Genomic DNA, 20,530 nt, shown 5'->3' with positions numbered 1-20,530 from the left:
TTATGGTACATAACTTTCAATATTCCATGATTCGAGGGGAGTGGTGAAATGACCGAGCGGCGCATTCTCATCGGCAGCCCCGTCCGCCAGAAGGAAGAAATTCTCGTCTTGTTTCTTCAATCTTTGGAGAGGCTGCGCCAAACCGCCTGGAGATGCGATTATGTATTCGTCGACGACAATGAAGATCCCGCTGCCAGCACGCTGCTCGTCCAGTTTGCCGACGCCATCCATGCCAAGGGAACCGGTACGGTCAGGATCTTGGCGCGAAGCCCGGCAGCGTCCGATTATAGACGCGATGAGGTTACGCATTATTGGAATGACGATCTGATTCATAAAGTAGCTGGCTGGAAGGATCAATTCATCCAACTCGGCCGGGAAGAACAGTATGATGCGTTGTTTCTCGTGGATTCGGATTTGCTGCTTCATCCCGAGACGATGGAATCGCTGCTGGAGGCGGAGAAGCCGATCATATCCGCGATTTTCTGGACGCAGTGGTATCCCGAGAGCATGGAATTGCCCCAGGTTTGGCTGAAGGATCACTATTGGCCCTGGCAGACGGACAATGATCCGGCCGAGGCCCGCGACGAACAGATCAAGCTGCTCGCCAAGCTCCGAATGCCGGGCGTCTATGACGTCGGCGGATTAGGTGCCTGTACGCTGATCAAGCGCGAGGCGCTGGCGCAACCGATTTCGTTCCAACCCCTACCGAACTTGTCCCTTTGGGGCGAGGATCGGCATTTTTGCGTGCGCGCTGCCGCGCTCGGCATCGGCTTGTTCGTCGACACCCGCTATCCCGCCTTCCATATCTACCGGGATACGGATCTGCAGCGAGCCGGACAGTACCTCCGCACGACGGAACCGGCAGAAGCGGAGCAGCGGAGGCCGCTTTCGATTTTCATCAAATACGCGGGTCCGAAGCTGGTCCTCTCGATGACGGCGCGCAATGAAGAAGGGCGCTACTTGAGCGAGGCGCTGACACGGCACCGCGAATATATCGATGCCGCGGTCATCATCGACGACGGCAGTACGGACGCGACGCCGGATATCATCCACGAACGTCTCGCAGGCATCCCGCTGTACTATGTGCGCAATGAGGAATCCCGTTTCGCGAACGAGATCGATTTGCGCAGGCAGCAGTGGGACCGGACCTCCCGTCTTCGGCCGGCGTGGATATTGAATCTCGATGCGGACGAATATTTCGAGGACTGCTTCGCGCGCGAGATCAGGCAGATGCTCGATAAGCCGGAGGCGCATACTTATTTGTTCAGACTGTACGATTTTTGGAACGAGCACCAGTACCGCGACGACGCCTGCTGGCAGGCTCATATGACGTACCGGCCGTTTTTGGCCAGGTTTTCCCCAGGCTTCCCGTATCAATGGAACGAGGCCAAGCAGCACTGCGGACGGTTTCCGCGCAATATTTTCGATCCGGCGCCGGTGCTCTCGGATCTGCGGCTGAAGCATTTCGGATGGGCGCGGGAGTCGGACAGACGCCTGAAAGCCGCTCGTTACGCCGAGCTAGATCCGGATGCCAGATACGGTTGGAAGGAGCAGTACGATTCGATCCTTGGCATCCCGCGGCTGGTCGATTGGCAGGAGAACGAGTCTTCGATCGATTCAGGGGCTGTCCCAGCAGCCATGAAGTAGAGGAGTGAGACAAGAATGGCCAATGATTTCGATCCAAACGCAGAACCGCCAGCAATTCCGGTCACGCAGCTGCAGCTCAACCTGCTGAAACAGATTCTCGGCAAGCTTGCGGGTCTGCTGTCTTCCGTGCTTGCGAGTCCGACGCCCTCCGGCATTTCGCAGCTGAACACCCTAATGCGGGAGCTGCGGGCATTGGTGCTCGAGATCGACTTCCAGCCGGGGGAACAAGCAGCTCTTCTTGCCTTGCTGGAAAATTACATCACGCTGATCGAGACCCGCCCGTTCACCCCGCTGGGCACGGCAGCCGTCACCCAGGACCTGTTGAACCTGCTGGGCGGCTATATCCTGCTGTTTGCGATTCCGCCTTCGGATAAGGACGCGCTGGTCGCGCTCGGCCGAGCGAACGAGCAGCAGCTGGCAGCGATCTTCGCGCTGCTCGGAACCGCCGGCCCTCCGGGACCGCCGGGACCGGCTGGCGCTGCCGGACCCGCGGGACCGGCGGGGCCGGCAGGAGGACCGCCGGGGCCGGCCGGGCCTCCCGGGGCGCAGGGACCGCAAGGTCCGGCAGGGCCGCAGGGTCCTGCCGGAACTGCCGGCGCGGTCGGAGCTCAGGGGCCGGTCGGGGCTACGGGCGCCGGCTTGGTGGGCGTTACCCTATTCAACCCTATAGATGCGATCAACTATCCCCTCGGCCAGCTCGTCTCCTTCCTTGGGGCAACTTACTTGACGCTCGTCGCGGGCCCGTCGGGAATGCCGGGCAGCTCGCCGGATTTTGTTCGGCTTGGAGCTTCGGGCACCGGAGCGACGGGTGCGACTGGTGCGACCGGGGCGACGGGCGCGGGCTTGGTAGGCATCACGGCGTTTAATCCCCTGAATGCGCCGACTTATCCTGTCGGGCAGGCCGTTACGCTGAACGGCAGCACCTACGTCACCTTGGTAGCCGGTGCGACCGGCGTGCCGGGAAGCTCCCCGAATTATCAGCTCGTGGCGGCTGGCGGAGCGACCGGCAGCACGGGCACGGCCGGCGCTGCAGGAGCCGCCGGCCGGACCGGAGCGACCGGCGCCACCGGTGCTACCGGAGGTATCGGCGCGACTGGCGCGACTGGCTCTACCGGCTTAATCGGTTTGCCTGGTGCGACCGGTGCGACCGGCAGCGGGGCTACCGGAGCAACCGGAGGCACCGGAACGGCCGGAGTCACGGGCGCCACCGGGGCAACGGGTGCGACGGGCACCACCGGTACGCAAGGGCCGGTCGGGCCGACCGGTGCAGGATTAGCCGGCGTCACCGCCTTCAATCCCGCCAATGCGCCGACCTACCCTGCCGGTCAGGTCGTAACGTTCAACGGCAGCACGTATATCGCAACGGTCGCGGGGCCGACCGGTACGCCTGGCTCCTCGCCGGATTATTTGCTTCTTGCGGCAGCAGGCAGTACTGGCGGGACCGGGGCCACCGGTGAACCGGGGGCGACCGGGACTACCGGGGCCACAGGGACCGGCGTTACTGGAGCCACTGGCGCTACAGGAACTGCCGGCGCCACGGGCGCAACCGGCATTGGCGTTACCGGGGCAACTGGCGATACCGGTGGAACCGGGACAGCCGGGGTTACGGGCGCGACTGGCGCCACGGGCATTGCGGGCGATACCGGCGCGACTGGCGCTGCCGGGGCAACCGGCGCGACTGGCGCCACAGGCACTCCGGGAGATACCGGCGCGATTGGCACTGCCGGGGCAACCGGCGCTACGGGCGCTACGGGTACTGCGGGCGATACCGGCGCGACTGGCACTGCCGGGGCAACCGGCGCGACTGGCGCTACGGGCACTGCGGGCGATACCGGTGCGACTGGCACTGCCGGGGCAACCGGAGCGACTGGCGCTACGGGCACTGCGGGCGATACCGGTGCGACTGGCATTGCCGGGGCAACCGGAGCGACTGGCGCTACGGGCACTGCGGGCGATACCGGTGCGACTGGCATTGCCGGGGCAACCGGAGCGACTGGCGCCACGGGCACTCCGGGCGATACCGGCGCGACTGGCATTGCCGGTGCAACCGGAGCGACTGGCGCCACGGGCACTCCGGGCGATATCGGTGCGATTGGCGCCACGGGCACTGCGGGCGATACCGGCGCGACTGGCACTGCCGGGGCAACCGGAGCGACTGGCGCTACGGGTACTGCGGGCGATACCGGTGCGACTGGCATTGCCGGGGCAACCGGAGCGACTGGCGCCACGGCCACTCCGGGCGATACCGGCGCGACTGGCACTGCCGGTGCAACCGGAGCGACTGGCGCCACGGGCACTCCGGGCGATATCGGCGCGACTGGCACTGCCGGGGCAACCGGAGCGACTGGTACTCCCGGGGCAACCGGCGCGACTGGCGCCACGGGCACTGCGGGCGATACCGGCGCGACTGGCACTGCCGGGGCAACCGGAGCGACTGGCGCCACGGGCACTGCGGGCGATACCGGCGCGACTGGCACTGCCGGGGCAACCGGAGCGACTGGCGCCACGGGCACTGCGGGCGATACCGGCGCGACTGGCATTGCCGGGGCAACCGGAGCGACTGGCGCCACGGGCACTCCTGGCGATACCGGCGCGACTGGTACTGCCGGGGCAACCGGAGCGACTGGCTCCGGGGTTACAGGTGCTACAGGGGTCACCGGAGCCACGGGAACAGCTGGCGATACCGGAACGACTGGCGCTGCCGGGGCAACTGGAGCAACTGGCGCCACGGGCACTGCGGGCGTTACCGGCGCGACTGGCGCCGGAATTACAGGTGCTACAGGGGTCACCGGAGCCACGGGCACTGCGGGCGATACCGGAACGACTGGCACTGCCGGGGCAACCGGAGCAACTGGCGCCACTGGCACTGCTGGCGATACCGGCGCAACTGGCACTGCTGGGGCAACCGGCGCGACGGGCGTTGGCGTTACAGGTGCTGCAGGTTCTACCGGAGCCACGGGCGCGACTGGCGATACCGGCGCGACAGGAACGGCTGGTGCTACAGGCGCAACTGGAACAGCTGGGGCAACCGGCGTTACCGGCGCGACCGGAGCCACGGGTGCGACAGGCGCGACGGGAACGGCCTTTACCAACGTCAACGCCTTCGGCGCCAACACGACCGGCGCACTCATAGCCGTCGTACTTGGAGGAACGAACGTACCGGTACCGAACAATCAGGTACTGAACGGCGGCATTACGGTCAATGGCGCCAATGATACGTTTACCGTGCCGACGGCCGGCAGCTACATGATTTCGTATCAAATGAATTTAACGGCCGCGCTCTTGGTCAGCACGCGAATACTGATCAACGGCACTCCTTATACGCCGTCCGTGATCGCCCCGATCATCTCGATCTCGGAGTTCAACAATATGTTCATCACGACGCTTACCGCCGGTTCGACGCTAACCCTTCAACTCTTCGGCTTGCTTGGCGCCGCGACTTTGTTGACCGGCAGCGCCGGTGCGGCGGTTACCATCGTACATCTGTCATAATTCGAACTTCCCCTTTCCTCCGAAGTACCGCTTAACGCAAAAACCTCTCGCTTCCGCGCAATTCGGCGCAAGCGAGAGGTTTTTTCATGAACCGTTGATTAGGGTTCCTTTACGTAAAACCGCACTACCGGATTCCAATTCCACTGCTCGTAGAAATTGTCGCCGAGGTCGATGCCTTTGATCCACGCCGTCGCCTTCCCCGCTTCCTTCGCGGAAATCGCGACCATGACATCCGATGCGCTGCTTCGGTTCGATCGCACCCAACCGATCGAATCGGCGCATAGCGCCGTCGGCTGGAAATCCCCGCTGCCCCCCGGCGGCTTGGCAATGACGCGCTGCCGTCCGCCGGACAGGCCGATAAGGGCAAGCTCGGGCCACGGACGTTCGCCGGGGTTAGTCGACCAAGCGCCTTCCTTTGCCCTCGATACGAGGATGGCGTCTTCACCGTACCATGCGAAGTTCTGGTCGACGAAGCCGGCAGGCGTGTAAGCCTTCTTGTTCGTCGTCGGCACCGGCGTTACCGTCAGCCGCTTATTGGAGCTGGCTTCCCTCCCGACACCCGCGATATACGCCAGCCGATTCCCGCCTCGGCCGGGCTTCGGCGACCACTGAAACCATTGTTCGTTACGCGCCATGGCATCCAGCGTTATAAACGTTTTGCCATCCGCCGAGAGGACGCACAGCATATTGCCGTCCGCGGACAAGGATGCGGTCGGCGTCGCAAGAAAGGCCGCCCATTCGCCGTCGGCCGACCAGCGGAACTTGCTGGTACCGACAACGATCATGTCTTCGATCTGCTTGGGCAGCACGTACAGCGGCTCTTCCTGCAGGGGATCCGATGTCTCGGTGGGCAGCATGATTCGGCTGATCCTCACAGGCGTCCAGCCTTCCGGAAGCAGCTGCGCGGCCGAGGAAACCAGAAATCCGCTGCCGTCCGGCAGCCAGCTGAAATTGCCGATCTCCCCCGCAACCTCCACGGGCTCGTCGCCCGCATCCTGCCCGACCGTGTACAGCTTTTCTTCTTGCAGGTAGGCGATCCGGTTCTTGGCAGGCGACCACTCAAACCTCGTACCTCCCTCGGGAGCGGCTAGATGACTGTTCCCATTCCGCACGTCAACGACCCACAGCTGCCGCTGTTCTTCGCCCTGGTTATAAGCGATGCTGCGACCATCCGGAGACCATGCCGGATTGCGCGCAAAGGCGCCGTTCGGCGACAACCGGCGTTCCTCCCCCTTTTCCTTCACCCACAATGCGCCTTCGCGAATGAACGCAGCGGCTGTCTGCTCCTTCCCGCCCGGCTTCGCGTACGCCGACTGGACCGATGACTGCCTATCCGGCATCCCGTCTTCCGGCTGTAACGCCAGCGCCGCATTCCCCTCGGACGCAGAAGCCGGCAGCGGCAAGCCGCCGATCCAGATCGCTGCCGTTAACGCCAATCCCCGCAGCAAACGCAGTGCTTTGCTGCGGCCCAAGTAAACATTTCCGTCCATAGCGTCCTCTTTCCGCCGGCTCGTCATCAGCGGCTGTCCGCAGTCCGGCAGCTTAGTATTTGCCAATAGGCACCATATTATTGCCGCAGCATGCCGCACCACCTGCCGCCCGGAATCATAGACTATCTCGTCGGGCATACGCCCATATGAAATGTTGGTTTACGCGGTCGAATCGACGCTTGATCCTCCACCCTATATCCGTTAGCGAAGAAAGGCAGGAACGACGAATGGCAGTTTCCTATATGGATTACACCGCTCCGAACGTGCAGTTCACGTATGATTTGAAGAACAACAATTTCTTCACGAAGGATCCGCGCAACCTCATCAATGGATTATCGATCAATCAACTGAACACCCTCGGCAACGTGTCGCTGCTCGATATTTACCTTAGCACGGGCAACGTCGTCGAGCCTCATATCCATCAAAATGCATCCGAGCTCGTCTATTGCATATCCGGTGCGGCTGTCGTGTCCCTGATTAACCCGTTCACGAAACAATTGCTCAATTTCCCGATCCAACCCGGGCAAGTGGCGAACGTGCCGCAGGGCTGGTGGCATTACGAGATCGCTACCGCCGACAACACCCATCTGCTGGCCATCTTCGATGCGCCCGTACCGGAGTTCATTCCCGGCTCGGATCTGCTGCGCTTGACGCCTGCAAGCGTGTATGCCCATACCTATTGCTTGGATGAAGCAACCTGGAAAGCCGCGGTCGCTCCGATTACCAAAACGGTCGTCATCGGACCTCCGGTCGGCTGCCAGCCCGGTCAAGTCGCGGGAGCCGCGGCGGCTCCGCAAGCCCAGTATGCGCAGCATGCCCAGCAAGCTCAGCAAACCCAGCAGGGCGCCCATTATCCGCAAAACCCATACGGACAACGGGAACAGCCCGCATTCGGCTACGCTCGATTTCCGGCTCCCGTGATAGGCAACGGCTGGGACTACGGCAACTTTAACGGTTAAAGGAGGCCCTCCCAGTGGCGCAAGACCAACCTAACGGCGTGAACCCGGAACCCATCCCGCAGCCGTTCCGTCCGAGCGACGGCTTCGGCGGCCCGGACTTCGGCCCGCGCGACATTATGCGCGACAAAGAGAATTTGAATATGCTTGTCCCGCCCGTCACGGATAACGGACTGCTGCCGAACATGAAGATGTCATTCTCCGACACGCATATGCAGTTGAACAAAGGCGGCTGGTCGAGGGAAATTACGGTTCGCGACCTGCCGATCGCCACGACGCTGGCCGGCGTGAACATGAGCCTCCTTCCAGGCGGCGTGCGGGAGCTGCATTGGCATCAGCAGTCGGAATGGGCGTTCATGATTTGGGGCTGCGCCCGCGTCACGTCCGTGGATTGGCAGGGCCGCAATTTTATCGCCGATATCGAGCAGGGCGACTTGTGGTATTTCCCCGCGGGGCTGCCGCATTCGATTCAAGCTTTGGAGGGCGGCTGCGAGTTTCTGCTCGTGTTCGATGACGGTAACTTCTCGGACTTGAACACCCTCTCGATCTCGGACTGGTTCGCGCATACGCCGAAAGACGTGCTCGCCGCCAACTTCGGCGTTCCCGCCGATGCTTTTAAAGGCATTCCTTCGGAGCAGGTTTATATCTTCCAGGATACGGTTCCGGGTTCCATCGACAGTCAAGAAATTCAATCGCCCTACGGAACCGTGCCGCTCTCGTTCAAACATTCCATGCTCGCGCAGGAGCCGATCGTCACGCCCGGCGGAACGGTGCGGATTACGGATTCCAGCAACTTCCCCATCGCCAAAACGATCGCCGCGGCGCTCGTCGAGATCAAACCGGGCGCGATGCGCGAGCTGCATTGGCATCCAAACAACGACGAATGGCAGTATTATTTATCCGGCCAAGGCCGCATGACGGTATTCGGCGGGAACGGCGTCGCCCGTACCTTCGATTACCGCGCCGGCGACGTCGGTTATGTTCCGTTCGCGATGGGGCATTACGTGCAGAACACGGGCACGGATACGCTGTGGTTTCTCGAAATGTTCAAAGCGCCGCGCTTCGAGGACATTTCCTTGAACCAATGGATGGCGCTCACGCCTTATCAGCTCGTCAGAGACAACTTGAACGCATCGCCGGAGCTGATGAAATCGCTGCGGAAAGTAAAGTGGCCGGTCGTGAAATACCCGCCTCGATAGCGGCATAGGGATCTACGACGAAAACCACCCTCCGACCGGAGGGTGGTTTTCTATGGAACGATTCGTTTTATGGGCGAGAAGCGAGGTGCACGGGGTGCGCCTGTTGCTCGAAATCGGGTGCTTTTTCAGCCATGTGGTGCACTAAGTGAACCCCTTGCTCAAAGTCCGTTATTTTTCGGCCATCTGTTGCAAAATGGTCGCCTCGATCACTTAAGCGCCGACAACCGAACCCGCCGATCGTCTGCTCCGCTTCGCCGCCGCCAGACGCTGCAGGACGACGAGGCAGACGAACAGGAACATGCCGCCCGCGGAACACAGATACATGACGCCGTAATCGGAGGCCGACGAGATGGCACCCAGCAGGATCGCGCCGATGGCGACGCCGAAATCCGTGGAATTATAAAACATGCTGTTGGCCATGCCGTATTGCTCAGGCGCCGAAGAACGCAGCATCCAGGCTTGAATCGTCGGCTGGATCGCGCCGAATCCAAGTCCGTACAGCAGCGCGGATAAAATGAGCATCGGCATGGCATGCGTATCCGAAAGTACGACCATGCTGGCCGTGACGAACAATCCGGCAGGAACGAGTACGGCGACATGACCGTGCTTGTCGAAGATGCGTCCCGAGAACGGACGAACCAGGATGATCGTAATCGCGTTGAACATGAAGAACAGACCTACTTGCTCGATATGCACATAATCGCCGTACAGAGCGAGGAAACTAAGCAGACCGCTGTACGTGATCGACAATAGCGTGTTCAGCAGGGCGGGAAACAGCAGCTTGCGGTTGAAGCCGGTTTTGGCGACCGCGGCTGACGGCGAAACTTTCGAAGCGCTCGGCTGCGCGCCTGCGCTAGGCTGCGAGCTAGGTTGCAAGCTTGCAGGAGAACTTGCCTGCGAGCTTGCGGACAAGCTTGACTTTGATCCTTGTTCCGCTTTTGTCACTTGTTCGGTTTTTGATCCTCGTTCGGCTTCGGATACTTGTTCGGACGTTCCTTTCGCTCGGGAACGGGACAGCCACAGCACCGGGAAAATGAGCACAGCCGTCACCAATCCGATCATCGACAGCTGCGCGAAGCCCGCATGCTTCATGACGTTCAAACCGATCGAAGGTCCGACGGACATCGCCAGACTCGTGGACAGGCCGAAATATCCGATCCCCTCGCCCATGCGGCGCAAAGGAATGATACGCGACACGAGCGTCGGCAGGATCGTACTCGCCATCCCGAAGCCGATTCCGTAACCGATCCTCAGTACCAATAAGGTGCCCAATGAACCAGCCGCCGAATACAGCGCCGTCGTAGCGGCCGCGATGAAGAGACCCGCAAGCAGCAAACCCATTCGGGAGACGCGCTTCATGAGCGCTGCCGTCGCGAACCGTGCCGCGATGGCTGCCACGGCAAATACCGACGTTACCAGGCTGACCTGCACGTTGCCGGCATGAAACTCATCCTTCGCATAGGCGGGGAACGAGGACAACAACATCTGCAAGCTTAGGAATAATAGGAAGAAACAAGCCGTCAGGGCAATGAATGGCCTGGTCCATAATGGGGTTCGCTGCTGCTCTGGCTGCATATTCGCACCTCTGTTTATCGATTTAGTCATCTTCGGATACCACGCTGCTGAGCTTGCCGGCAATACGCCGCTGAATGCGCATCAGCATGTCCATCATCATGTCGTATTCTTCGTCCGAAATGCACTGCTTGACGTCGGCCGTCACGCTGTCTTCGATCGGCGTCGTCTCGCGGATGGTCTTCTGGCCCAGCTCCGTGCTGTATACGACAAAGCATCGCCGGTCCCGTTCTCCGGGCTTCTTATAGATAAGTCCCTTCTTCTCGAGAAGGTCCAATATGCGCGTCGTCGTCGGCTTGTCTTTCCCGGTTCGATCGGCGATGTCCTTCTGAATCAAGCCTTGCGCCTGGTCGATCTGATTCAATGCCGACCACTGCTCGGGCGTAATGCCGTGAGCGGCCAGACGTTGTTGGAATAACGCCGACAGCTTGCGGTGCGTAACGCCCATCGCGAATCCGATTGGCACATGAGAGGCAGATTGTGTCATCGTACCACCGTCCGTTTCTATATTAGTTGTTTAGACAACTATATGTGAGGCAACTAAATTTGTCAATGCATGATAACTGCGCACACATGGGAAGACGGGTACGACTCTATCCACTGCATACTTCTCGCCGTTAAGCTTGCTAATTCGGGAATTGTCGACGCAAGCAAGCAAACGGCAAAAGCCCCCGAGTCTCCATCCTGCTCGAGGGCTTGCGTTCCATACGTTCTAACACGTCGCTTGCATTTTCTTGCCGCATCTTGCAACTTGCTTTATCCTGCGTTACCGTACGAATTCTATCATTATCTCGCGTTATACAACCGATCCATCAACACGGCCGTTTGCGCCCGCGTGACCTGGCCTTTCGGAAGCAGGTTCTTGCCGTCTCCCTTCAGAATACCTTCCTTCACGAGCGCCGCCATGTTCCGAATCGCATAAGCGGCTATTTGTTTCGCATCGGCAAATGCCTTCAGATCCGCCTCAGTACCGACCTCGACCGTACGGCCGGATGCTTGCAGCCCTCTTACCACGAGCGCGGCCATTTCCTGACGCGTAATCGGCGCATTCGGATTAAACGCGTCCCGGCCGCTGCCGTTCGCGATGCCGAGCTTACGCGCGACGCCGATCGATTCGTAATACGGAGAAGCCGCAGGCACGTCGGCAAAGTTCGTTTCGAAGCGGGCGGACAGTCCGAGCGCTTTCACCAGCGCGTCCGTGAAAGCCGCTCGGGAGATGCTTGCGCCGGGACTGAACAAGGAAGCACTCGTACCGCTCATGATACCTTTAGCCGTCACCGCCTCGATGGCCGATTTGGCCCAAGCGAGCGTCTGAATGTCGGTGTAAGCCGTTGTCACGTAAGCGACGGCGTACTTGCTGAAGTGCGTCGCCTGGAATACCATCGCTCCGGCCTGCTCATCATAATGCCCGCTTGGAACCGGGACATGATTGCCAGCTTCGTCGATATACCAGATTGTTAGATGATCCGCATGCGATAATTCCTCTTCCGAAGGCGTATACGGAACCGTAATCGTGGCCGGCGCATCCGCATTGTTCCAACGCAGCGCCTTGCCGTCGGCTTGGAAGCCGATTTCGACGGCTTGCTTCACGCTGTCGCCGAGTTCGGAAGAATCCGCTTTGCGAATCGTGAGCTCCAGGGTGCCGACGCCTTCGAGATCCTTCGCGTCGAACATGCCGAGCGGCAGCAAGAACGTGCCTTGGGATGTTCGAACCGCTACCTGGCGGTCCGCGCTGTCCGCTCCGCCGAACAAGGCGGCCGGCAGCTGCAGGGCGTAACCGTCCGCGCCATTAACCGCTTGAAGATCTACGACAGCCGTCTTCTTGCCGTCGCTTCCTTTCTCCGAGCCGTTCCATGCCTTCGTTAATTCATCTGCCGTAACCGCACCCGATGCCATGCCGTTCGCCAGCTTCGGAGATACGGTGACGACTTCGTCCTTCACGACGTTCGGCTGATCCGGAATGATGACCGGTCCGCCTCCGCTGCCCGAGTCTCCGCCGAAGCTGAGCAGATAAGGCTTCTCCTGCTCGATCGTGAAATTCGACGTATCGACCGCGCCGCCGTTAATCAGTTCCTGCGCCGTGCCGGCCGGCTGGCCGTTCACTTCGATGCCGATCGTCTTGGAAGCGGCTGCCGGATCGTAGTCCGCGATATTGAGCAGCAGCTTACCGTCATACACGGTGCTTTGCCATTCGACGCCATCGACGATGGCGCCGGTTTCTTTATCCTTCAGTACGACGTTCATGAGACCCAGATTGGAAAGCGCCGCCCTGACCGTCGATTTGAGTGCCGAGGAATCAGCGAGTACCTGCGAACCGGCCATGACCGCATCCCGGTCGTCCGCGTTCAGCGGCTGATTGTTCTCGTCCTTGTCGAGCGAACCGCTGCCGACGACGATGACTTTGCCGCCGCCCGCTACGAATGCTTTGATCGCCGTCAGCGTCGGCGCGCTGACATTGGTCGCCTGCGGGACGATCAGCAGCTTATAGGCCGAGAGACCGCCATCAGTCGCTTGCTGCTCCGAGACGAATCCGGCTTTCTGGCCGCTCAGCGTGAGCGCTGAATAGGCATCGCTCAGCGTCGTGTTGTAGGCGCTGGAATAAACCAGCGACGGGAGCGAATAGAGAATGGCCGCCTGCGGCTTGATGTTCTGCAGCTCCGTCACCTCGTAGGACAACCGGTTCAGGTCAAGGCCGACCTTGCCGATCGCCTTCACGACGTCCGGACGCTCCAGCACGCTGCCGTAGAAATCGCTGTTCTTGTCATAGCTCCGTTCCCAGACCCAGATCGTCGACGCGGACTTGCCGTGCACCGCCGATTGGAATAGCGACGTCTCGGCGTGCTTTGCCTTTTGCGGTGAATAGTCGGTATCCCGATCGGCGATGATATGGGTTTCCGAGTTGAATACCGGCGCCGCGTGCATGGCATTTTGCAAATCGTAATACTTGTTCTCGTCCATGTAGCTGCTGACGTCGCTGGAGAAGTTCCAGTTGTCGTTGCCGTTCAGCGTCGTGAATTTGCTGAAGTCCTCCTGATTGATGCCGAACGAGACGGCATCGTCCATGCGCGCCATGGTTTTGGCGCTGACCGGAATGTCCGGCGCGAGCTCGTGAATGATGCCTGCCATCCAGGCATGCCATTCCGAGAAGTACTTGTTATTGAAGACCGTCCAATCGTAATTCGGCAGCGCCGCCTGCTTCCCAGCCGGCATGGCCACGTCGCCGAACGACGCGTAGTCCGTGCCGTACAGCTCGTTAAGCGCGCCAATGACGCCGTATTTCGCCTGCAGGAACTCATGCCACGGACCGACCGCATACGAATCCTTGCGCGTGTCGTAGTTCGGTTCATTGCTGATGACGAAGCTCTGCAGCGACTTGCAATCCTTCACCATCGGAACGATCGCCCGCAGGAACGCCTCGACGACGGCGCGCGCGCGCGGATCGTTGATGTTGTAATTCAGGAATCCGGCGTTGCCGTTCTTTAAATCCGGCCATTTCGCGAAGGCCCAGTCGGGGAAATAGTGCGGCGAAAGCAGCAGGCTGACGGCCACGTTATTCGCCTGCGCATTCTGCAGGACCGGAAGCACGCTGTTCGTAATCGCGTCCGTCGAGATGCTGTAATCCTCATCTTCGCCATTCGGAGCCATGACGGTGCTTCTAGGACCGATCTCCATCTGAATGATGTTGGCGCCGAGGTTATTGAAGATCGGAATATCGTTCTGCGCTTGGCTGAAGTGCCCGTAACCCGTAAAGAATACCGGCCGCTGCGCGATGGCATCCGATACCGACGTCTTCGTATCCGCGACGAGCGACGTTCCGCTGATCGCAGAACGGCTGGACACGTACTCCGGCACGGACATTGCCTGCTTGCTGCCGTCCAAATACGCCTTCAGGTTCGTCTCGGCTTCCGCGTACAGCTTCTGCAGCTCTTCCGCGACGTAGTTGGCGCGGGTGATGTAGTCATGGGCGATATCATCCTTGCCGTACGCGATGAACTGCTTGATGACCTCCAGATTCACCGTCTCGTAGTCGGCGGGAATGCCTTGTTCCTTGGCCTGCGCGAAGAGGTCCTCGAGCGCAGGAAGCTTCGCGTTCAGCGCATCCAAAGCAGCTGACAGTTCGTCTCCGTTCTGCTGGACGGATACGTCGATCGACTCCGTCCGCGCGGCCCCGCCTACGGTCACGGTTGCCGATACCGACCGGGAGCCCGTATTCTCGAACGTCACCCGAATCGTCTTCTTGACGACCTTGCCCGCCGGTACGCTGACATGCGTATCCAGATCGGCATCCGGCATGCTCACGGCGAAGTCGGCCGCATCCGTGCCGAAATTCGACAGCGTCAGCACGTAATTATAAGGCGTATTGGTTACGCCGGCGTTCGTTCCATGCAGCGCGGCTGCCCACGTCGTAATCGCATCGAGAAGCGACAGCGAACCCATGCTGGTCGCATCCTTAGGCGTGACGCCGATGCCCGGCGTCCATTCGATGAAGCTCTCGCGGCCGGTGCCGTCATTGTCGTTGACCAGCATCGTAAAGGCAACGTTGCCGGTCGGCGCTGCCGGAAGCGCAGCCAGCCACGGCATGACGATATCGTACGTGGTTTCTTTGGCCGACTCGTCCCGCGAGGCCTTCAGCTTGACGGAATCGACGTCCAGCTTCGCGCTGCCGCTGCTCCATCTGAATTTGCTGAGCGAGCCTCCGTTGTACGAGAAGCCATACTCCGGACCGTACGCATAGCCGTCCGCCGAGAATGCCATCTGGATGCTGTCTCCGATCCAGATATCGCCGCCCGATTTATCGAACTGCGTATCGTCCTTGACCTTCGCATGCACGTACAGGTTATCGGCGTCATATGCAAGCGATACATCGGCCGACAGATCGTCGGTGCCGTTCCAAGCGACGAGCTTCTTCACCTGCTTGCCGTCGGATGGAAGCTTAAAGCCCGTCTGGCCGCTCCAATCGGCAACATAACCGTTCTGATCGACGTTATCGGCCTTCTTCAGGCCCGCAACCATGCGGTCCAACGTATCCGCGACGTTATTCTTCAAGCCGAACAGCTCTTCGCCCGGCGTTCCCGTCCCCAGCGTGTACTGGTACGTGGATACGGCGCTCTTGGAGCCTGCGACTTCCGCGTACGCTTTGATTAGCGTCGCGTCGTTGACCGTAATCGGCCCCGTATACGTCTGCTTCGTGCCCGACGTCCGCGGATCCGTGCCGTCCGTCGTGTAGAAGATCGACGCGCCGGCCGTCGTCGTGGTCAGCGTGACCGCCGAGCCCGCCGTTACGGCTGAAGAATCGGGGGAAGCCGTCACGCCCTGCACTTCGTGCGTCATGACGCGCAGGTTGTCGAATTCGTATTGCACCGACGTTCTGCCTTGGATGCTGCCGCTGTCTTTGTTGTAGACGTAGAAGACGAAGTACGTGATCTCGGACCTATCTCCCGGCAGCTTCGTCAGGTCGAGCGCGTACGTCCGCCAGCCGTCCGCACCTTCGGTTACCGTCCATGGATTGCTGCCGTTCGACAGCGTATGCGTCGGAATGGCGTCTTCATAGATGGGCGTTTCGTCGTTGACCAGCTTGAAGCGCAGCGGCTCCATGTCGCCCGTGGTCGGGTTGCCCGTCGCCGGGTCGCCCAGCGGCTTCAAGTCGAATTTGAGCGTCTCGGCGCTCGACAGATCCACCGGGAGCGAGGTCGTGTTCCAATGGATTTCTTCCCATACTGCGTCTCCGCCCGGGTTTGGCACGGGGAAAGTCACGTTGTAGGACTGCTGCCCTTGCGTCTTATCGGCCTTGTCCGCCGCCGCGGCCATCTCGCCGTGATTCACCGGCCAGTCGGCCGTGTTATCGAAGCCGTTCAGGAGCTTTTCGGAAAGCGGAATGGTCGTATCGATCGTTTTGACTGCCCGCATATTATCGAATTTAAAGTTCAGCGACGTGCGCCCGTCGATCTCCCCGTCCTTGTTGTAGACGTAGAAGATCACTTTCTTTACTTCCGCCCGTTTGGCGGCAGGGATGCTGCCCAAGTCCAGCTCGAACGTATTCCAAGCGTCGGCATTGGGAATGGAAATCCCGCTCTCGTAGATGCCTTCGTCGTTCGCGTTGATCAATTTGAAATGAAGCGGGGCCGTGCCGCCGACCGGCTTGATATCGACCTTTAATTCCGTGGCGTCGGAGAGATCGATCGTGCTTGCGGATGTTTCCCAGCTGAATTCGCGCCAGGCGGCGATAATCTCATCATGGGCATCTTTGTCGGCCGGAACGGGAAACGTCACGCCGATCGACTGCGTCCCCTGCGTCTTGTCCTGCGTGTCCGCGACTCTCGCGACACCGCCGTCGTTACCGGTCCAAGCGGCCGAATTCTCGAAGCCGTTCAGGAGCACCTCCTGCGTCTGAACCGGATTTTCTGCTGCTAACGCGCGGCCTGCGGGCATAATGCCGAGACCGCTTGCGCCGAGCAGCAAGCCGGCCGATACTACGATGCTGCTTAACTTTCTTAACATAGTGGGACCTCCGTTACGTGAATTGGACTGCGGCTGCCGCATGACAGCCGCAGTCTGGTAGGCGTTACCCGTTGCGTAGATTATCGAAATAATAGCTGACGCTCGCGCGTCCGGCGATCTCGTTCGTAAAGCCCGACCACAAGTAGATATCGATGTTATCGATCTTCTGACGGTTGGCCGCCGAAATGCCGGACAGATCGATCGTGACCGTATTCCATTGATTGGCCGTCAGATGCGGCAGCTGCTGTTCATAGATGACGCCGCCGGTGACGTCATGGAGTTTGAATGCAATCGGTTCGCTATACGTACCCGGCGTTTGGGAGAGCGGATAGACATCCAGCTTGAGCGATGACGCGCCGGAGATGTTCACGTACGGACTGGCGATGTTCGTATAGTAGTTCTTCCATCCGCTGCTCACCGGATACGTCGCCTTAATGGACTGGCTGCCCTCGGTCTTGTGCGCCGTATCGGCGACGCCCGTCGCTTCCCCGGTCCACTGCGCCGTATTCTCGAAGCCGTTGATTGCCGCAACCGGCTGCGTGAACCGAAGGTTGTCGAAGGAATAAGCGACCGACGTCCTGCCGCCCAGCTCGCCCGTGAAGCCCGACCACAGGTACAGGTTGACGTTGTCGATCTTCTGGCGGTTCGCCGCCGATATGCCGGACAGGCTGACGGTGACCGTATTCCACTGATTCGCCGTCAGATGTGGCAGCTGCTGCTCGTAGATCACGTTGCCCGTCACGTCGTGCAGCTTCAAGTCGACAGGCTCGTTATACGTGCCGGGAGTTTGGCTGTACGGGTAGACGTCCAGCTTAACTTCCGTGGCGCTGCCCAGGTTCAGGTACGGGCTGCCGATCGCGTAGGCGTAATTCTTCCATCCGCCCGATGCGGCGTAGGTTACCTTCAAGGACTGGCCGCCTTCGGTCTTATGCGTCGTATCGGAGACAGCCGTCGCTTCGCCCGTCCATTGTGAAGCGCTTTCAAAACCGGTAATGAGCTGAACGCCGCTGCCCGGCGGAGGGTTAACCGTGCCGCTGCCGTAGCCCGAGGTCGGAACGGCCGGCGCGGGCGGCGTATTCGTCATGATCGTCGGAAGCTGGTTCATGACGGGCTTGAACGTCCAGTCGTTGCGGATCATGCCGAAGTTGAGCTCCGGATCGGTCGTGCTGACGCCGCCATCCTTGTACGTATACAGGATCATCGGTCCGGTCCACGCCAGCCACGACGACTGCGTCCATACCTGGAAGGCGCTCGCGATGTAATCGCTTTGCTGCTGCTCCGTCACCGTGTTCGGCCCCTTGGTCGGATAACCGAATTCCGTGGCCCAAATCTGCTTGCCGCCGTCCCCGTTGGCGGCCATCGTGTTATGCAGCTCGACCGTACGCAGCAAATGATTATACGTGCTGGTCGTCGTCGGCGCGAGCGGCCAGCAATACGGATGGACCGCCTCGGCGTCGAAGTAGTCTTTCCCGCCGTTCGCATAGATGCCTGTCAGCCACGCATATGGATCCACGATGCCGGATACCCCGATCAACGACGCGGAAGCTGCGTTCAGAATCGTCACCGGCACATGCACGTCGACGGAAGCCGCGCGAATCGCATCCGAGCCCGGCTTCAGGATATTGCTCGTATACAGGGCCGGACTCGACTGCGGCGAATTGTTCGGTTCGTTCCACAGCTCGAACACGGTCGCCCCCTGCGGCAGATAACGCCTTGCTGCCGTATCGAGAAACGTCTTCCACGCATTGACGTCGGACGGATAATAGCGCTCGTCGGTATGTCCTCCGTTCGCCCAGCCAGGCGAGTAGGAGGCGACGAGGATGACCTTCAGCCCTCTGCTGAGCGCTTTGGACACCATTTTGTCGGGCCAGCTCCAATCCCACGTTGCCGCGTTCGTCGGCTGAACCAGCGACCATTTCAGATCGATGCGAGTCCATCCGACCCCTGAATTCAAGACTTGATCGGCAGCGGTGTTCAATTCCGCATCCGTGCCGTAGTACCACTGGGCATTCATGCCGCCTCTGGAGTTGGGCGTGCCGTAGGCGCTGACGCCGGCGGCGGGACTGAATACGGAGAAGAGCATGGTGAGCATGACAACAAGCAAGGCATACGGAATGGCGCGCTTACGGTTCATTAGTCTTTCATACCTCCTCGAGATTGAAGAATGCTAGCATGCAAGCTGGCTAAGCAGGCGAGCCGCCCTTGTTCCGCTTCCCTCCCTCCGATCGTCGCCCGACGATCCCCGCATACGTCCTGCCTGCAGCATCACCTCCTTCACGTTAAGGCGGAGCTCCCCCGCCCTCGTCCACTTTGCACCCGATAAGCCATCGATCCGAATCCGCCCTTACCGCTGACCCTACCCTTTGATGCCCGTAAAATTAATGCCTTTCTCGATGGCCCCCTGCGTTCCCAAGAAGACGAGCAGCAGCGGGATCATCGACACGACGCCGCCGGCGCTGATCCAGTTCGCGCGCGGATTGCGTCCCCCCTGCATATCGTTCATCGCCACCGTGAACGTCCAGTTATGATGCGATTTGGTCACGACGTACGGCCATAGGAAGTCGTTCCACACCGGGATGAACGTCATGACCGCGACGATCGTAAACACGGGCACGGACATCGGTATGACGATGCGAAGAAACGTTCTCAGCTCCGATGCGCCGTCCACGCGCGCCGCCTGCAGCAGCTCCTTGGGCAGCTGGTCGAAGAAGCCTTTGAACAAGAAGATGACGAAGCCCCAGGCAAAGTGCGGCAGGATGACCGCCCAGAGATTGTCCACGAGATTCAGCTTCTGCATCAGCAGATATTGCGGAATCAAGACGGATACGCCCGGAATCATGATCGTCGCAAGGAAGTACATCAGCACGACGAACTTCGTCTTCTTGCTGCGCAGGAGCTGCGACAGCGCATAGCTGGCCATGGCGCCGAAGGTCAGCTGCCAGGCGATGACGATGACGCAGATCAGCAGGCTGTTGAAGAAGTAGTGATAGAATCCGAAGCTGACCGCGGCCTCCGAGGCCAGAATGTTCAAGCTCCGGTAGCTGTCGAACAGGCGCAGCCAATTGCGGGATTGCACAAGCGAGGTTACTTTGCCGTCCAGCAGCTTGCGCTCGCTGAAGAAAGCTTGGAACTGCTTGCCGAGCGGTTGATCCGACAGCGTACTCGCCTTTTCGATTTCCGCCTTGTTGCCTTGACCGTAGTACGTGAATTTGGACAAGCCGCTCTCCTTGATGCGCGGCAGCTTGGCTTTCATGACATTGTCGTTGAACACCTGCGTAGGAACGATGAACGGCTGCCCGACGTAGAATTCCGCAGCCGTCGTCTTGGAGTTATACAGCTCATGCCCGTCCTTAACGCCCGTAACTTTGATCTCTCCGATGTTCTCCCGCATGTTGGCCATCCAAGGAAACCAGGTCGCTTTCATGGCATCCTTGCGGTAGAATTCCTCGTTCTGATCCTGCTGTCCCGAATAATCGAGCGTGATGGCGATCGTCCGCGGGATGTCAGGCAGGAACTTCGGCGTTGTGGCATCGATGGATTCGTTGTCCATCATCGACGTCAGCAGCATCCACACGAGCGGAAGAATGCCGAGAATAATAAATACGACCGTAACGGCATAAGAGGTGACCGCGAGCTTACGTTCGCCTTTCTCAATGATGCGATGGCTCTTCATTGC

General features: G+C 60.1%; 10 protein-coding genes. 4 read left to right on the top strand and 6 right to left on the bottom strand.

The genetic code is table 11. From position 1 onward, the window contains the following. Positions 1-48 precede the first annotated feature (48 nt). The gene (locus tag GT003_RS01795) at positions 49-1,647 is read left to right on the top strand and encodes a glycosyltransferase (RefSeq protein ID WP_161693782.1); all 1,599 of its coding nucleotides are present in this window, start codon (positions 49-51) and stop codon (positions 1,645-1,647) included. A 15-nt stretch (positions 1,648-1,662) separates the two neighbouring features. Next, complete coding sequence (locus tag GT003_RS32795) at positions 1,663-5,139, top strand: BclA C-terminal domain-containing protein (protein ID WP_161693780.1); 3,477 nt, start codon at positions 1,663-1,665, stop codon at positions 5,137-5,139. A gap of 98 nt (positions 5,140-5,237) precedes the next feature. Here GT003_RS32795 and GT003_RS01785 read toward each other — a convergent pair whose 3' ends face one another. Next, the gene (locus tag GT003_RS01785; protein WP_161693778.1) at positions 5,238-6,629 is read right to left on the bottom strand and encodes a TolB-like translocation protein; all 1,392 of its coding nucleotides are present in this window, start codon (positions 6,627-6,629) and stop codon (positions 5,238-5,240) included. Positions 6,630-6,856: 227 nt separating this feature from the next. Between GT003_RS01785 and GT003_RS01780 the strand changes: the two genes are divergently transcribed. Together GT003_RS01780 and GT003_RS01775 are read left to right on the top strand one after the other, a co-directional pair. Next, complete coding sequence (locus GT003_RS01780; protein WP_161693776.1) at positions 6,857-7,588, top strand: cupin domain-containing protein; 732 nt, start codon at positions 6,857-6,859, stop codon at positions 7,586-7,588. A 14-nt stretch (positions 7,589-7,602) separates the two neighbouring features. Further along, a complete protein-coding gene (locus GT003_RS01775) occupies positions 7,603-8,784 on the top strand; it encodes a cupin domain-containing protein (protein ID WP_161693774.1) in 1,182 nt (393 codons plus the stop codon). Positions 8,785-8,994: 210 nt separating this feature from the next. On the opposite strand, the gene GT003_RS01770 is transcribed toward GT003_RS01775, so the two are convergent. The 5 genes from GT003_RS01770 to GT003_RS01750 form a co-directional block, all read right to left on the bottom strand. Next, a complete protein-coding gene (locus GT003_RS01770) occupies positions 8,995-10,359 on the bottom strand; it encodes an MFS transporter (protein WP_161693772.1) in 1,365 nt (454 codons plus the stop codon). Between the two features lie 22 nt (positions 10,360-10,381). Then, positions 10,382-10,843 (bottom strand): MarR family winged helix-turn-helix transcriptional regulator, encoded by a 462-nt coding sequence (locus tag GT003_RS01765; RefSeq protein ID WP_161693770.1) that lies wholly within the window; start codon positions 10,841-10,843, stop codon positions 10,382-10,384. A 299-nt stretch (positions 10,844-11,142) separates the two neighbouring features. Then, positions 11,143-16,854, bottom strand: a complete 5,712-nt coding sequence (locus GT003_RS01760) for an S-layer homology domain-containing protein (RefSeq protein ID WP_161693768.1) — start codon at positions 16,852-16,854, stop codon at positions 11,143-11,145. Positions 16,855-16,918: 64 nt separating this feature from the next. Continuing rightward, the gene (locus GT003_RS01755) at positions 16,919-18,988 is read right to left on the bottom strand and encodes a cellulase family glycosylhydrolase (RefSeq protein ID WP_161693766.1); all 2,070 of its coding nucleotides are present in this window, start codon (positions 18,986-18,988) and stop codon (positions 16,919-16,921) included. Positions 18,989-19,210: 222 nt separating this feature from the next. Next, the gene (locus GT003_RS01750; protein WP_161693764.1) at positions 19,211-20,527 is read right to left on the bottom strand and encodes a carbohydrate ABC transporter permease; all 1,317 of its coding nucleotides are present in this window, start codon (positions 20,525-20,527) and stop codon (positions 19,211-19,213) included. Between the last annotated feature and the right edge of the window lie 3 nt (positions 20,528-20,530).

The sequence above is a fragment of the Paenibacillus sacheonensis genome, from assembly GCF_009909195.1.
Taxonomy (GTDB): Bacteria; Bacillota; Bacilli; order Paenibacillales; family Paenibacillaceae; genus Paenibacillus_Z; species Paenibacillus_Z sacheonensis.
The sequence above is the reverse complement of the archived record's forward strand: the minus strand, read 5'-3'. Positions and strand labels throughout refer to the sequence as shown.